This is a genomic window from Sulfitobacter sp. M39, from assembly GCF_021735935.1.
In the GTDB taxonomy this organism is placed as follows: domain Bacteria; phylum Pseudomonadota; class Alphaproteobacteria; order Rhodobacterales; family Rhodobacteraceae; genus Sulfitobacter.
Map to the genome: position 1 here is coordinate 2741108 of NZ_WMDZ01000001.1, position 16094 is coordinate 2757201.

General features: G+C 55.6%; 15 protein-coding genes and 1 tRNA gene. 8 read left to right on the plus strand and 8 right to left on the minus strand.

Features of this window, described 5'->3' with window-relative positions; genetic code table 11:
• Positions 1 to 365: 365 nt before the first annotated feature.
• Entirely contained in the window at positions 366 to 800 is a 435-nt protein-coding gene (locus GLP43_RS13190) for a LexA family protein (protein WP_272903199.1), read from the plus strand.
• Entirely contained in the window at positions 797 to 2068 is a 1272-nt protein-coding gene (locus GLP43_RS13195) for a Y-family DNA polymerase (RefSeq protein ID WP_237279669.1), read from the plus strand. Before GLP43_RS13190 ends, GLP43_RS13195 begins: the two co-directional genes overlap by 4 nt.
• A gap of 135 nt (positions 2069 to 2203) precedes the next feature.
• Here GLP43_RS13195 and GLP43_RS13200 read toward each other — a convergent pair whose 3' ends face one another.
• Positions 2204 to 2554: a ParD-like family protein gene (locus GLP43_RS13200; protein WP_237279670.1), complete on the minus strand. Its 351-nt coding sequence runs from the start codon at positions 2552 to 2554 to the stop codon at positions 2204 to 2206.
• Between the two features lie 154 nt (positions 2555 to 2708).
• A complete protein-coding gene (locus GLP43_RS13205) occupies positions 2709 to 3104 on the minus strand; it encodes a hypothetical protein (protein WP_237279671.1) in 396 nt (131 codons plus the stop codon).
• 212 nt (positions 3105 to 3316) lie between these two features.
• On the opposite strand from GLP43_RS13205, the gene GLP43_RS13210 reads away from it, so the two are divergent.
• Complete coding sequence (locus GLP43_RS13210; RefSeq protein WP_272903201.1) at positions 3317 to 4606, plus strand: MobA/MobL family protein; 1290 nt, start codon at positions 3317 to 3319, stop codon at positions 4604 to 4606.
• A 158-nt stretch (positions 4607 to 4764) separates the two neighbouring features.
• Here GLP43_RS13210 and GLP43_RS13215 read toward each other — a convergent pair whose 3' ends face one another.
• Positions 4765 to 5565, minus strand: a complete 801-nt coding sequence (locus tag GLP43_RS13215; RefSeq protein ID WP_237279673.1) for a hypothetical protein — start codon at positions 5563 to 5565, stop codon at positions 4765 to 4767.
• Between the two features lie 44 nt (positions 5566 to 5609).
• Between GLP43_RS13215 and GLP43_RS13220 the strand changes: the two genes are divergently transcribed.
• From GLP43_RS13220 to GLP43_RS13240, 5 genes are all read left to right on the plus strand, one after another.
• Positions 5610 to 5903: a hypothetical protein gene (locus tag GLP43_RS13220; RefSeq protein ID WP_237279674.1), complete on the plus strand. Its 294-nt coding sequence runs from the start codon at positions 5610 to 5612 to the stop codon at positions 5901 to 5903.
• Positions 5903 to 7300: a DNA-primase RepB domain-containing protein gene (locus GLP43_RS13225; protein WP_237279675.1), complete on the plus strand. Its 1398-nt coding sequence runs from the start codon at positions 5903 to 5905 to the stop codon at positions 7298 to 7300. Before GLP43_RS13220 ends, GLP43_RS13225 begins: the two co-directional genes overlap by 1 nt.
• A 134-nt stretch (positions 7301 to 7434) precedes the next feature.
• Positions 7435 to 7980: a hypothetical protein gene (locus GLP43_RS13230; protein WP_237279676.1), complete on the plus strand. Its 546-nt coding sequence runs from the start codon at positions 7435 to 7437 to the stop codon at positions 7978 to 7980.
• A 450-nt stretch (positions 7981 to 8430) separates the two neighbouring features.
• Positions 8431 to 8913: a hypothetical protein gene (locus tag GLP43_RS13235; RefSeq protein WP_237279677.1), complete on the plus strand. Its 483-nt coding sequence runs from the start codon at positions 8431 to 8433 to the stop codon at positions 8911 to 8913.
• Complete coding sequence (locus GLP43_RS13240) at positions 8903 to 10060, plus strand: tyrosine-type recombinase/integrase (RefSeq protein WP_237279678.1); 1158 nt, start codon at positions 8903 to 8905, stop codon at positions 10058 to 10060. Before GLP43_RS13235 ends, GLP43_RS13240 begins: the two co-directional genes overlap by 11 nt.
• Positions 10061 to 10298: 238 nt before the next feature.
• On the opposite strand, the gene GLP43_RS13245 is transcribed toward GLP43_RS13240, so the two are convergent.
• From GLP43_RS13245 to ptsP, 5 genes are all read right to left on the minus strand, one after another.
• Positions 10299 to 10372 (minus strand) — tRNA-Cys (locus tag GLP43_RS13245).
• Between the two features lie 137 nt (positions 10373 to 10509).
• Positions 10510 to 11670, minus strand: a complete 1161-nt coding sequence (proB, locus tag GLP43_RS13250; protein ID WP_005849359.1) for a glutamate 5-kinase — start codon at positions 11668 to 11670, stop codon at positions 10510 to 10512.
• A gap of 157 nt (positions 11671 to 11827) precedes the next feature.
• Complete coding sequence (locus GLP43_RS13255) at positions 11828 to 12271, minus strand: acyl-CoA thioesterase (protein ID WP_237279679.1); 444 nt, start codon at positions 12269 to 12271, stop codon at positions 11828 to 11830.
• Entirely contained in the window at positions 12271 to 13431 is a 1161-nt protein-coding gene (locus tag GLP43_RS13260; RefSeq protein ID WP_237279680.1) for an iron-containing alcohol dehydrogenase, read from the minus strand. Before GLP43_RS13260 ends, GLP43_RS13255 begins: the two co-directional genes overlap by 1 nt.
• A gap of 256 nt (positions 13432 to 13687) precedes the next feature.
• Entirely contained in the window at positions 13688 to 15949 is a 2262-nt protein-coding gene (gene ptsP, locus GLP43_RS13265; protein WP_005849365.1) for a phosphoenolpyruvate--protein phosphotransferase, read from the minus strand.
• Positions 15950 to 16094 lie beyond the last annotated feature (145 nt).

Consider the following 16094-nt stretch of genomic DNA (forward strand, 5'->3'; position numbering starts at 1 on the left):
CGTGTCGCAGAAGATGACCGCTCCCCGCCCAGAACTTTGAAAAGAACATTTTACTGCTATTAGTAATCTGTAAAATGCGAAAACGCGGTTTAGCAATAGACTAATTGCGAGCACATGATGACGCCGAAAACAGATGGCTCAAAAGTTTGTACCACTAAGTTGGACCGTCTGCTCTGTAAAGCATTTATCAGTATAACACGCCCACATACGTATCGTCTGATGCCACTACGAACCTTCGAGATTTTTTGACGTATCACCGAAGTGATTCTTCATGTCAGCGTCTCAGCAGACATGGAAATAACCAAACTTGACATCGGGCAGGTGAATCGCAGATTTAGAACAAATAGCGAACAATTAGGATTCCCATGCCAGTTTACCCAGTTGATGAACCCGTCCACATACCATTCCAATCTGTTCGAATTGTCAGCACTCCAGTCAGCGCAGGTTTTCCTTCGCCAGCTGGGGATGACCTCGAAGACGAGATCGACCCTATGGCATGGGTCGTTAGACATCCTTCATCTACATTTTGGTGGCGCGTAGAAGGGGACTGCCTGTGGGACGCTGGGATACGTGATGGTGACATCATCGCTGTGGACCGTGCAGGAAAGCGTCGCATCGGGAGAGCTGTGCTGGCTGTTGTAGATGGTGCTGTCACAGCAAAGATCCTGCGTAAGCGTGGTGACAGGTACTACCTCGCGCCTGCGAATAGTCAGGAACAGTTCCCTGACGTCGAACTAACAGAAGATAGCGAAATCTGGGGCGTCATCGCAGGTGTCGTCCGGCGCTATGACTTGGCATGAAGCGGCCTGTTGCTATCAGCGACAGCGCCAACTTCTATGTGAGCGCTGAGCGAATATTCGATCCGACCCTCAAGAACGTCCCGGTGATCGTACTATCCAACAACGATGGCTGCGCCATAGCGCGCAGCGATGAGGCCAAGGCCTTGGGGATTAAGATGGGCACTCCGCTGCATCACATCCGCGATAAGGTTGATGCCCATGGTATCCGCGTCTTCAGCTCCAACTACACCCTCTACGGCGACATCTCTCGTAGAGTGGTTGAGGTCTACGAAGACTTTACGCCAAACGTCGAGATCTATTCCATCGATGAGTGCTTCCTCGACTTTGTCGGATTCAAAGATCGCACCGCACATGCCATGGCGCTGCGTGCAGCGGTCCTTAGGCGGGTAGGCGTGCCAGTACGCATCGGCATCGCCCCAACCAAGACGCTTGCGAAGTGTGCGAACGATATCGCCAAGAAGAACCCCATCTTTGCAGGGGTCTTGGATATGATGGATGAGAGCCTTGCCCGCTGGCTGCTGCCGCGTGTGCCAGTCGGGGACATCTGGGGCGTTGGTCACAAGACCACAGACAAGTTGAAGGCCCTGGGTGTACACACGGCAGCTGATCTTCGTGATCTGCCAATCCGTCAGGCACGGGCTGTCGGCACTGTGGTACTGGAGAGGATTGTATTGGAGCTACAAGGTGAGGCCTGTCTCGCCTTTGAAGACGTAGAGCCACAGCGCAAAGGTATGGCTGTAACACGGTCAGCAGGCACTCCAATGACAGACTTCGACACGCTGTTCCAGGCGATCACCGCGCACGCATCACGGGGCGCTGAAAAGCTACGCCAGCACGGCTTGGTCGCTGGTACGCTGACTGTGTTCTTTCACACCAACAAGCACCGGCCAGATCGTCCTCAGTATACTGCATCCAGAACAACCCGCATGACCCCGATGTCGTCGGATACCTTCGACCTTATTGAAGCCGCACGACGCTGTGCGGAAGCTGGATGGCCAAAGTCGGACGCTGGAAGCTTTGGCTTCACCAAGGCTGGTGTTATGCTGAATGACCTGGTGCGGTTCGAAGATCGTCCCCAGACGCTCTTCGATCAAGCGCGTCCGAAATCACCGGCACTGATGAAAGCTCTGGATGACGTGAATGATCGGTTCGGGAAGAAGACGATGGTACTTGCCAGCGAAGGTATGAAGCAGGCGTGGCGATTGCGCGCAGATCATCGGAGCCCGCGCTACACTACGCGAATTGAGGATTTGCCGGTGGTGAGATAGGGGGAAACCGGCACAAATAAGGCGATATGTCTAAGTTTAGGTAAAGCTCTCAATTACCTAAAACCAAGCTGACGAACCCACTTTGCAATGAGCTATTTCTGCGTCGAAATTCGTTACAATGAGCTTGCACAAGGGTTAGGATCGAACGCCATTATCACCGTTGGTGTGAAGCAGATTGCCATCCGTTCCGAGCTCCCCACTCAGTCTAAGTCCTCGTCGTTGGCGGTGAAGCTCTCGTTCTGCGTCAGTGGGGTGGCCCATCTTTTCTGTAAAGGCATCAACCCAAACAGCCTCTTCGGCTTCCGTCAACTCTGTGGTGTCGATCACACCGCAAAGTGCAGCGTCGACGCGCTTATAGTCAAGTTTTCCGGATTGTTCTATTGCACGGCCAATTTTCAACCAGTGCGAAACCTGCCCGGCAATCGACCTATGATGCAACTTTGCTTCGTGTCGAACCATCTCCACTAAATCGTCAGCGAGTTTCACGGATTGTCCCATAGTGATTTCCAGTGCCCTTGTTGCGGTTGGTCGTAAATCCTCGTTTCGTCATGCGTGTGATCAGTGGGTCGATTCATCTACGAAGGTATAATGGTCGCTGATTACACTACCGATACTACATCGAATGGGCCTGCGAAAACCGTCAATTGTTGCGCTTATTTATCAGCCTATCACCAACCTGTCGGAGCTGGATGTCTCGATCCGAACGGCGTTGAGCGCTTGCATTAAGAGGTTTGGCAGGACGGTTGTCGCTCATAGATGACGCCCCGCCGCCCGTGTGATCTAAGGGCTCCAAGTTTAGGAACTCTCGGTCTTTCGGTCGGGTAACATGCTGTTCTATCCGGCGCAGAGCTGCCTGGCGTGATTCATCTTTCAAGCCCTCGAGCATCGTAAGAGTGGCTGCCCCATAGAGAATTTTACGCCGGGTTTCATCCCTGCGGGTTTGCTTGGTTTCCTGCGCTCGCAGATCGCGCAAGCGTTGGCGCTGTTGTTCCAGTTTTCCTTCGATCTTACTGATCTGCTCAGAATAATTTGGCATTCGTGTATCTCCATAGCGTTTCCGGTGCTCAGGAAATGGAACTTCGACGCCTATGTCGCTCCCCAAGATAATGAATTTATGTCGGAAGACGTTACTGGCCGGGGCCCGACGCCGATTAGGCAAGGGCGCAGTTACGCAAACTAAAGTTTGCCGCGCGCCTGCCGCGGGCTTTTTCGGAGCGAAAATTCTGGGCGAGCCCCATATCATTCTTAATGATACATCCAGCCAGTCACTGCCCATTACTTGTACTGTCGCGTTCAGACGGACGCTCCGCGGTCGCGGCTGGCGCTTACATTGCGCGAACAAGAATGACCGACCAGCGTACCGGTCTGACCTATAACTACCGTAACACCCAGGGCTTGCTGGCAGAGGGTATGACCAACTGGGCAGGTTCGCCCGAACAGCTATGGAATGCTGCAGAACGATCCGAAAAGCGAATGAATTCGCGGGTCGCTCGGGAACTTCGCCCCGCGCTGCCCGCCGAGCTGCCGCTCAACGAACAACGCAGGCTTGTCCATGGATTTGCGTGCTGGCTTAAGGATGAATTTGGCGTCGCGGTACATTGGGTTATCCACGCGCCAAACTTCCATGACAAACAGCAGGGCAAACGAATGTCTCAAGCAAGGAAATGCAGAGAGGGAGAAAAGAACTACCTTGCGGCACTTTTCGACCCCGCCAGAACCAACTTAAATTTTCACGGTCACATCCGGTTCACGACACGCCGCGTCGTAGATGGCGATTTTCTGGAGAAGACTCGCGAGCTTGATAGCAAGCAAACGGGCTCAGAATGTGTCGTGAAAATTCGTGACGAGTGGCAGCGGAGGACCAACGCTGCTTTGGCGCGTTTGGGGAGCGAAGCTCGAATTGATCTGCGATCTTACGAGACAATGTCAGCCGAAGGAGACGCGCCCGCAGGGCTACAGGCACAACATCACGCAGGGCCTAAGCGGACGGCTCGTAGCCGGGCGACGCTGGATGAAAATGTAGCTGGTGTACCAGATTTCTCTGCACAACGTGATGCTGCCCGAAACGCGAACGAGAAAAAGTGGATTTGCTGGTTGGAAATCAGGCACCTTGAGCGGGAAAGGATGCGTCTGTTGGCCGCTGCAGAGCTTGCCGAAGCCCGAGAAAGGGCTCGGAAAGAAAGAGCTCTGAAAGAGAAAAAGCGGATCGCAGAAGCGAAGAGCGCTGAGGAACAACGCAGAGCAATTGAAGCAGCTACGACTATCGATCAGGTCAGCGTAGGTGATGATATGCTGGCAGCGGCGTTGCATTGGGCCCAGAGTGGAGCAGAAGCTCCCTCAACTTCTCAAGATTCGATTAAGCGACCCCATGAGCTTGGCGATCCTGATCACTGCGGCACCTCGCAAGGCAAAGACGAGTTCGATGAAGAGATCGACCCTGAAACCTATAATCTGCCGAGTGAGGAAACTCCTTTGATTAAACGACAGCGCATCAAAAAACCAACGGCTCACGTCCGTAGCCAGCGCGTACGCGGTTGAGAGGGCAACCTGTACAACCCTTATCTAATTGAATGGGAAATTTATTCCGGCCAGCTGTCGTAACCAAGATTACCCTATAGAAGTAAAAAACGCCCTGGCCGTGAAGCCAGGGTAATATCAGCTCCGCGAGGGAGCAGATATAGTTCGAACGCTGTAGGTTAGACGCTGATAACAAACGGCTTAGGACAAGTATTTGCGCCTAAGATTTCCGATCTTAGTGAGTGGGATATCTCCCCCCACTGGTTAACACTCTCATGCGCTCCATAGCGGCTCATGCGGTATACACGGTAAGCATAAACCATCTGTCCTTCCTCCGGCAGGTCACGAACTATGAACGGCACAGCGCCCTCTCGATCGTCGGAAGGGATTCTGGCCCACCAAACTTTAGCACGGGAGATTTCTTTACCCAGTTGCTTGCATAGTGGAGAGATTTTCTTTTTTTCCGCGAGCGTCTCGTGGTTGCTCAAAGGCTTCGTTCGCAACTCAAGTTCCCGCTTAGCCAAGTAGCTGAAGAAATGTGCCTGTATATCAATGTGATCACAGCTGCTCATGCAAATATATCGGAAACTTTTAATCATCTTTACGATGTCTTCATCGCTATACTCGATCAATTCCCGTCCGAATTTCAAGCGACGTTCTACAGCGGAAGAAATCCAATTTTTTACAACATTCTCCAGAAGCTGTGATTTTGCATCCTCGAAGCTTGTAACTGAGACGCAGCAGGAAAAGTTAATGGCGTTCTTTTCGTTGGGGATCGGGCTCTGAAGAGCAACTTTCAAGCCCTCATATTGTCCGCAACTGTCGAACATGATGCTGACAGCGACAAAAACTTCGACTGAGCTTAGGGCGTTAGCCGTCCAAGCAGGAAAAGAGGTGTAAACCTTCTCCCTCAATTGAATCGCAGCGAGCTCGACGCTCGGCGGCAGATTTACAGGGAGGGCGATCGGGGATGCAAGCATGGTGTTCTCCATATGCTTTTGGGTTTCGGTTTGAAGGATTTGGGATGAACATTCGCGATCTGGAAATGATCACTTTGTTCGTCCGTCTTGCCTCCTCTCAGCAGATGGAACCGATATGCGTCCGTCGGGAGAACTTTTTTCGCAGGCCAAAAATTGACTGCAGAAAATTAAGCGCAGTCGATTTTGAACGGCATTTACCGGGGCGTAGCTCCGGTAAATGCAACATGATCACCGCACCCTATTCGACCTCCCATACGCACCCGCAGCAGCAGGCCTCTGCGCAGAAGACTACGTTCGCCTGCTACATCCTCCCAGCAGTCGTGGAAAAGCTACTCTGATGCAGTTGGACGGGAAAGAAGCGACGTTCTCCCGAACACATGACGTCAGGAACTTGCCCAACATCGTAGGTGCATGGCTGGATGTCTCCGGGTATATTGCACTCAATCGCTACTTCGGACCGAGAGCGCGTAATTCTCTTGCGGCCTTGAATGCACTGTATGTTGATCTGGATTTCCACACAGTCCCAAGCTGGCAAGGCGTCGCGCCCGAGGCTGTAGCCAAAGCTTTCCTTGCGTGCGTACATACAAAGGGTATCCCATTACCTTCTCTGTTGAACGATACTGGTCGGGGCCTGGCCGCAATTTGGTTAATCGAAGAGCTCCCTCCGCACGTCTTGCCGCGCTGGAGAAACACGATATCCGTATTGCAAGGCCTATTCAAAGAGTTTGGATCTGACCGCCGCTGCACCGACGCGGCGCGGGTATTTCGTCTGCCAGGGACGATCAATAGAAAATGCGGCCGAGAAGTCCGAGTGATCGAAGGTACTTTGCAGAGACTTCCATATGACGACCTCGCGGATTGTATATATGTCGCCGCTGGCAGACCCACCCGCGAGCAGCTTAAATCAAAGCGTCGCGCGGCCTCTTCTAAGAAACCGAGCAATTCACATAAAGCTGGAACCCTGAGAGGTTTGCCTGCGGCCCTCCGGTTTGGCCAGATACGCTACGATTTAGAGCGCCTGAGCGAACACTGGGGTGGGTTGGTGCCGGAGGGGCTGCGAAACACCTGGCTGCATCTCTATGCAACCTGTTTGACCCAGCAGCACAATGTCGCTGATCTGGAGGGTATAGTCCGAACAGTAGCCTCTTTGGCCACGCCCGGCCTGCGGGATTGCGAGGTCGATGCCATCATCAAAAGTGCGCTTAAGCGTAGAGACGCACCATATGCGTCCAACCCAAATGTGGACGGCCGGCTGAACTACTCAGGTGGCACTGTCGCAGAACTTTTGTGCGTGCCGGATTCACTGGCGCGGCAGTTGCAACTTCGCCAAGTCTACTCATCAGAAGAACGGACTCGCCGAAACAAAGAGAGATTGACTGCGCGTCGTCGTCAACATGGTGTAAAACCGCGTGATAAGTATTTGGCTGCAAACACGATCTCCGCGCAAAAGCCATGGGTTGCTCATGGCTTATCAAGAAGCACTTGGTATCGCCGGGGGTGTCCGCCTTTGCCTAAAACACAAAAGCACGACGATACCGCTGCTTCAGATGAGATAAGTCTGATCTCGCTCCCAGGGGCTTGCCACTCGGAACGACCAGAGAGACCGCCGCAGGCGGGATCTCCAACCAAAACACCCCCCCCCACCCCCACCGGAAAAACCCGAAAAAAACCGAAACCGGGCGAAACCCGGGAAAACTGGTCCCACGACGGCCTTTACCGCCAGCTAAGACAATAGATGGGAAAATTTGGATACAAGGAACCCAGCCATCTGCCTCTGTGCGCATCTTTCGACGCACAGAGGCAGATGGCCAGTTTCCATAGAGGTGATCTGCTGCAGTCGTCATGAAATCCAAATGACAGGAGCACTGCATGTTTGACCAAAGTATCTCGGACGCCGCCTATTGGCCGGACGAACTATCTCGGGGGGATATCGTCCTCTTTCGCTTTCCAGCTGTCGAGAGCGGCCTAAACGCCGCTAAGATGCGACCGTGCTTGGTCTTAGACCTTCACGGTCACGGTAACAACCGGCGCGCGACATTAGCCTATGGAACATCCGCGCAGACAGCTGCAAATCGAGGTTACGAAATTTGGGTTAAGCGTCGTTCGTCGATGGCTACCGCGGGCCTTAATCGTCCAACACGCTTTGTCGGCAGCCGCAGGATTTCTACTTTGCTGTGTCAGGACGACTTTAGGTCTGGCCCGCTTGGGTCGCCCGTGATCGGGAAGTTGGATGACTATCTGCTGAAGCGTATGCATGCCATCCGCGCACGTTTGCAAGCCGACCACGACATCGCCATGGAAACCCTTCAGGAGAAGCGTGACGAACACAAACGCTGGCTGTGTGAGGACTCTGCCTCGGCATCCCGAGAACTATCAAAATCCGCTTTGCCTCGACTCCGGGAGGGCGTGGCATGAATAAAGGTGCAAACCTCGCAGATCTGACGTTTCAAGAGCTACTCCTGCGGACGTACGCGCAGTCACGCTGGGTCGCTACTTGTATACGGGCGGACGTGTTGCCGGAACTCCCTCCATCTTCTCGGCTGGGCGCAGAGCGGCTGCTTCGCTCGATAGCGTCACGACAGATATTTAGCGGCGGGTCCGTTGTCGAAATTGAGGTCTTAATGGATCGTATCAATACACTGGTCGATAGGGAGACCGAGCTGGTCGACTGTTGGGACAACGATCCTCACAACATGTCCGGACCGGCATGTTGGACGGAGCTTCACCGTACGAAAGTCGGGGAAAATCTTAGCCGAGCGAGGAGCGCTCTGGACGAGTTAGGTAGGCAGATTTCTACTGTACTGGATCATCGCGCGATAGGGGAGTTCGAAGTCTGAAGCTGGCCATATAAAACATGCGGGGAAAATGGCCCGCATGGGCGCGTCGGTTATCGGTGCTGCTACACTTCCGACGCGCCTCAATAAAATAAAGCATTCAAAAACAAAGGGATGCAATTTTTCCAAAGTATTTATTGGATTTTCTTTACCGTCCGAAATTCATCGGACCCACTCTTCTTATTGTAAGAAAATTGGACAGAGAAACGAGCATTCCATGAACGACACCAGCATCCCCTTGGGCTTCCCAACATTTATGGTTGACGGCGCACCATTAGCGCTAATCACCGGCGAGGAACTTGCAACTGCTATGCGTTACAAACGCGTCTGTGGTGCATTTCGCGCATGGTGTCAGAAACTTGGTATCACCACCGTAGAAGGCCGTAACAACCTTTACGATCCAAAGCACGTTCGGGCCCGCTTAGATGCAGCCCAGGGGGCCCAAGAACCCGCAGTAGAACTGCAACAAAAATTAAGCCTCACCGAACAAAGGAAAGCGCGCCGTGGTAAGTAATTCGAAAAAGACCCGCATTGCTGGCGTTCATCGCGTAAAAAAGAAACTTTCGTGCGGCGGCTTGCGGACCTACCACTATGTATTCCGTGGGGGGCCGAAGTTCTGGTCCGACGTTTGCGACTATGATGAAGCTGATCCGCAGTACGTGCTGGACTACCAGGCGGCGCTGACAGGCACGCGTGTAAAGTCGAAAATAAGTGGGGAGGCAACAACGTACTACATCGATCGCTACCGCAGTTCTGCCGAATATAAGCGTTTGAAGCCACGGACACAGAGCGATTATGAAAAATATCTGAAATCTTTCGAAGAAGAATTCGGTGTCGATCCAATCAAAATGTTCGAGGAAATGGAGGCGGTCGGTCAAATTAGGGAATGGCGCTCCAAATGGTCACATTCACCTAAACAGTACGACTATGCAGGCTCTGTCATCACGACTTTTCTGACTTGGTGTGTTGAAGCGGACAGCGCAATAACTGTTCACTACCACAAGGATCAAAAGAAACTGTATAGCTCGAACCGTGCACAAATCATTTGGCTCCCATCTGAAATTGAGATGTTGCTGAATGAGGCGCGTCCTCAAGAGGTTCCGATTGTAATAGCCTTCTCCGAAGGTGGACTTGCACCACAGGATGTCGGCTTCTTAAAGCGCGAGCACGTACAAATGACGCCGAAGGGGCGGCGGCTCTACTTTCGGCGACAAAAAACCGAAAATGCTGTTAGTCTACCGGTGACAGAAGCTTTGGGGCAGCTAATCGACAGCCTCCCTGAAGACCAAGAGCTGTTGGTTACGTCCCTAACCGGTGGGCCACTTAAGGCGCTACGCGCTTCACAGGTGATCAGGGATATCAAACTCCGTCACAACGCAAAAGTTGATGCAGGTTTGCTGCCCATCCGTATTCGCGACGAGCTACGGCCATATGATATGAGAGGCACGGCTGCTACAGCACTATTGCGGGCAGGCTGTTCTCTGAACGAGATCGCAGTCACGATGGGATGGGGACTGCGTCACGCTTCCAACGTTATCGAGCGATATGCTGCCTTGGTTCCAGAAGTCACTGACGAGGTACATAAGAAACTTGTCAAAGCAAAACGCAAAGCTGCGAAATTAGAACGTAAAAAATCGAAGAAGGATAAAAAGTCATCGTGAACTTCCAAGGGCTCACGAACGATCTGGGTGGTGAAAGCCGATAAACTATCGTGTGTCCTTCAGTTCAATAACTCAAATAATGGAGGCCGCGTGGAGTAATCTGCGCGGCTTTTTCGCAGAGAATATTCCTACTTATTAGGCGGCTCGAAACAGCGCGTGTGTAAACCGACTTGTAAACTGACCATTTTTAGCGGCCGTCCATACAGGGAAAAATGCTGTAATTTCCATAAAAATATAGTGGAGGCGAGTAGGAGAATCGAACTCCTGTAGACGGATTTGCAATCCGCTGCGTAACCACTCCGCCAACTCGCCTCGGCCGCGATGACGCGGCTGGCACATGGGCCGCTGGCCCCTATGCGTTTGGCGCTTATCCCGATTTTCTCGGGAAATGTCTAGCCCAGTTTAAAGCAAAACGGCGGGAAAAATATCTCCCGCCGTGAAAGGGTCAATTAGAGGGAAATGACGGGCTTGTCGTCTTCTTCGGGCGCGTCGAGCTGCAGGTGGTGATCTTCGAGGATCAAGATGTTTTCCGCCCCCACAACCGCGCTTTTGGTTTTGTAGCCGATGACGTCCTCGATCTCCATCTCGGGGTTACGTGCCATCAGGATCGTCTCTTCGGACGAAAAGTTGGTCAGCCCGCGAGCGAACTCGTTCCCCTGCTCGTCATAGACGTGCAGCACGTCACCTTTGGAGAATTCGCCCTGGATCGACACCAGATCATCACGCTGCAAGCCGCGCTCCTTGGCGGTGATCGCGCGGACAGCCTCGTCCGTGACGACCAGCGTACCGGCAACCTGCAAACGGTTGCTTAGCCAGATCATCAGCGGCGACGCGGCCTTGGCCGACGCCAGACAACGGGTGTGGCGGCGTTCGTTGTTCAGCACCGAGGAAATCGGGCGTTCGATGATGCCGTCGGCGATGATCGTCTCGACACCGGCGTTCTGTGCCATATTGGCCGCCAGCATCTTGGTCAGCATGCCGCCGCTGCCCAATTCGCTGATGCTTTTGGTGGATTCGAGGTGTTCGGATACGTCTTCGATTTCCTCGATGAACTGGGCACCGGGTTCGGAGGGGTCACGGTCATAGAGACCTTCGACGCTGGTCAGGATGATCAGGTGATCGGCCTCGACCATCTGGGCCACCTTGGCCGAAAGACGGTCATTGTCGCCCACTTTCAGGTCGCGTGTGGCGATGGAGTCGTTCTCATTGATGATGGGCAAGATCTGGTTTTCAAACAGCCGCAGCATGGTGTTCTTGATGTTCAGGAAACGGCGGCGTTCTTCCATGTCTTCGACGGTCACCAGCATCTGCGCCACGTCGAAGTTGTATTCGTTTGCAACCTGACGGTAGGCGTTCATCAGCAATGGCTGACCACAGGCGGCCGCCGCTTGCTTGTCCAGAATACCGGCCTCTTCGGGGCGCTTCCCGATCATGTTCAGGCCAAGCGCGACCGAGCCTGACGAGGTCAGGATGATCTCGTATCCTTGATCCTGAAGGTCCCCCAAATCCGCCATGAGACCGTTCATGAATGCATAGCGCAATGTCAGCTTTTCTTCATTGGCCAACAGGCTGGATCCGATTTTAACGACGATACGTTTCTTCTTGGACACGGGGAGATTTCTCCGGTTTATTGTTAAATTTCAACGCGTCATCCCGCGCGGCACAGAATGCCGCAACGCAGAAAAACGCTGTGATTCGGGGATGTATAACATGTGGACACCAAGCATTTGCAACCGCCTAGCTGCAACGCGCGGGATTACGCCACGCTTAGGCCGTGGTTTTCAGCCCTTCTAGCGCGGTACGGGTCGCGGTGGGAATTTCGGTTGGGCGGTGGTCGTCGCGGTTCACATAGACATGCACAAAGAACCCTTCGGCAGAGGCGGTTTCCTCATCGTTCCGGAACAGACCCAGCTCCATCCGGACGGAGCTTTTGCCAAGCTGCGCCACCCGCAGCCCCGCTGTCACGCGGTCGGGGAAGGCCATCTCACCGAAATAGCGGCAACCGGTTTCCACGACGAGCCCGAAGGCGGGGCTGCTCTGCGGATCCAGCAGCCCCCGTTCGATCAGCCAGCCGTTCACGGCCGTGTCAAACAGCGCATAGTGCACGACGTTGTTCATATGCCCATAGGTGTCATTGTCGTTCCATCGCGTCTGCAAAGGATAGAAATCCGCGAAATCGGCGCGGGTGGCGGCGGGTGCGCGGGCGGCCACTACCAAGCCGCCTCGTAGATCGCCTGAGCATCGGCCTGCGTCACCTCACGCGGGTTGTTCACAAGCAGACGGGCCTGCACCATCGCGTCTTCGGCCATCTTGGGGATCGCGGACTGGGGGATATCGACATCGCGCAGGCGCGGCGGCAACCCAAGCCGCTTGGATAGATCCGTCAGCGCATCAACGAAGGCGGCAGTGCGCGCCTGACCGCCTTCGACCTCTGCCAGTTCGGGGAAGGCATCGGCAGCGATCTCGGCATAGACACTGCCGGCTTGGGGCGCGTTGAAGCGCAGCACGTGGGGCAGCACCAGCGCGTTGGACAGCCCGTGCGGGATATGGAAGGTGCCACCGATGGGATAGGCCAGCGCGTGTACCGCCGCGACGGGCGAATTTGCAAAGGCTTGCCCCGCCAGCATCGACCCCAGCAACATCGCGCCGCGGGCCTCCAGGTTGCTGCCATCCGCGACGACGGTTTCGATATTGGCCCCCAGCAGGCGCAGCGCCTCTCGGGCGAGAAGCTTGGACACAGGGTTGTTGTTGGCATTGACCGAGGCATAGGATTCGATCGCGTGCACCATTGCGTCAACGCCTGTGGCCGCAGTGGTGCACGCGGGCAGACCGACGGTCAGGGAGGCGTCCAGAATAGCCATGTCAGGCAGGATCACGGGCGAGGATACACCGCGCTTTTCCTCTGCCCCGACGGTGATGATCGACACGGGTGTGACCTCTGACCCGGTGCCAGCGGTGGTGGGGACCAACACCAGCGGCAGGCGCGGCCCCTTAGCCTGCCCTACCCCCCAAGCGGCGTCCAGATCCTCGTCAGATCCAAGCAAAAGCGCCACAAGCTTGGCCACATCCTGCGATGACCCGCCGCCAAACCCGATGACTCCGGTCGCCCCCGCGCTGCGCCCTGCCTCTACCGCGCGCATCAATGTCTCGCGCGAGGGGTCGGCCTCTACATCATCAAAAACGGTGACCTGATGACCGGCTTTCTCAAGCGCGTCGATACAAGGATCGCACAGGCCCAGTTTGCGCAAGCCGGGGTCGGTGATCAACAGGCACGCCTTGCCCAGCAACCCGCCTGCCAGCGCGGCGATACGCGCGGCGGCCCCGTTTTCGAATACGACGGATTTTGTGGTGTTGAATACAAAAGGGTTCATATGCCCGCGCCTCTCCCATAGCTGGCTGCAGCGTTCCTCCGCGCTGCGACTTGGGGGCATTAAAGGGAATTATCCCGCACGCGCATAGCCGTTATTTCGGTTTCTTTTTTCGCTCTGCGAAACTGAGGTAAGGGCTTAGCCGCCGCGCGAAAGATGTGCATAACCGCCTTGCGCACATGGCTTTTGCCACACGGCATTCAGCGCCCGCGTGGATAAGTCGGGCCCACCCGACAAATCAGACAAGCCGTCAGGTCCTTCAAGGCAAGCGGCGGACTTCGTTGGTCTGGCTGCGCAGATACTCCATCACCGCGGGGCGTACCGATTGATCCCCGCGATCCCGTGCGGCATGGATCACCTCGCGGATTTCACCCAGATCAGAGCGGTGCAACATGCTTTTGACCGGCCCGATGGACGCGGGACGCATGGACAGCGTTGTGATCCCGATGGCGGCAAAGCACAGCGCCTCAATGGGGCGGCCCGCATCCTCGCCACAGAACGACAGTGGCGTACCGGTTTCGCGACAACGGTCTACGATGTTCTCTAGGAAGGTCAGGAAACTGACGTTTAACGTGTCATAGCGGCGGCGCACCAGCTCGTTCTCGCGGTCGGCGGCAAAGAAGAACTGCTTTAGATCGTTGCCCCCGATCGACAGGAATTCGACCTCTTCGAAGAACTTCGTCGGGGCAAAGGCCAGCGACGGTGTCTCCAGCATCGCGCCCACTTCGATTTGCGACGGCAGCACATGGCCCAAACGCGCCTCGCGGGCGAGCGTCTTGTCCATCTCTGCACGGGCGGCGCGGTATTCTTCGAACTGCGCGACAAAGGGGAACATCACCGACAGGGGGCGCCCGTTCGCCGCACGGATCAACGCCTGCAATTGCATCCGCATCATGCCCGGCTTGTCCAGCCCGACACGGATTGCACGCCAGCCCAAAGCGGGGTTCGGTTCGTCGTTGGGCTTCATATAGGGCAGCACCTTGTCCGACCCGATATCCAACGTACGGAACACCACTCGTTTGCCCGACGCGGCATCCAACACACGGCTATACAGCGCGGACAGCTCCGACCGTTTCGGCATCTGGCTGCGCACAAGGAACTGCAGCTCCGTGCGGAACAGCCCCACCCCTTCGGCACCTGACCCGTCAAGCGAGGGGAGATCCGCCATGAGACCCGCATTCATATGCAGCCCGACCCGCGTGCCGCATTTGGTGATCGCCGGTTTGTCGCGGATCGACGCATAGCGTTCCTGCGCCTCGGCCTGCATCGCGATTTTGTCGCGGAAGGCAGAGGCAACGGTTTCCTCGGGGCGCAGATGCACCACGCCCTGTTCGCCGTCCACCATGATCCGGTCGCCGTTCAGCGCATCATTGGTCACGCGGCTGGCATGGACGATCAGCGGGATCGCCAGCGCCCGTGCGACAATCGCGGCATGGCTGCCAACTGACCCGCCCTCCAGCACGATACCGCGCAGAGAGCGGCCGTATTCCAACAGCTCTGCCGGTCCGATGTTGCGCGCCACCAGAATAGGATCGGTGGGCATCTCGGCCCCCGTGTTCGACCCCTGCCCTGTCAGAATGCGCAGCAAGCGGTTGCTAAGGTCATCGAGATCGGACAGACGTTCGCGCAGATAGGCGTCGGCGGCCTGCCCCATACGGGCGCGCGCCAGAGATTGCTCTTTCTCGACAGCCGCTTCGGCAGACAGGCCACGGCCGATGTCTTCCTCCATCCGGCGCAACCAGCCTTTGGAGTTGGCGAACATCCGATAGGCTTCAAGCACCTGTTGCTGGTCCTTGTCTCCCCCCGCCATCGCCATCATCTGATCCACGCTGACGCGCAAATCATCGACCGCCTCGTTCAGGCGTGCGGTTTCACTTGCAGGGTCATCCGCCACAAGCTTTGACACAACAACACGCGGCTCGTGCAGCCAGACGTGCCCCTCGGCCACGCCCTCTTGCGCCACGGTGCCGCGGATCAGAACCGCCTGACTGTGCCGCGCCGACATCGCGGCACCCTCACCGACAAAGGCCCCCAGCTCGGTCATTTCGGCCAGTACCATGGCGACCACTTCCAGCGCATAGACCTCGTCAGCCGAGAATTCCCGCGCGGCCTTGGATTGCACGACCAGAACGCCCAGCATCTCGCCCAAGCGCTGCACCGGTATACCCAGAAAGCTTGAATACAGCTCTTCGCCCGTTTCCGGCATAAAGCGGAAACCGGGGGCCTGCGGGGCATTTGGCGTGTTGATAATACGTTTGCGTTTGGCGACGCGGCCGACCAACCCCTCGCCCATCTTCATGCGCGTCTCGTGGACCGCATCGGCCTTCAGCCCTTCGGTCGCGCAAAGTTCCAGCGTGTCTTCGTCGCGGAACAGGTAGATAGAGCAGACCTCGCAGCCCATCGAAGACGCGATCAGATGCGTGATCTTGTCCAGCCGCGCCTGCCCTGCATCATCACTGGCCATAGCATCGCGTAAGCGACCCAACAGCTTGCGGCTTTCTGTCTCTATCCCATCAGCCATGTGATCATTTCCCCCCGGCGATGCCAGCTTAGATCACAGGCGTCCCAAAATTGAAACGCCTGATATCATTGACATCTATCATCTGCTCCCCGAGGCCGGAAGATGCGTTTTCCCCTGTTGCGGGAAAACGCTGTGATCTTCGCAG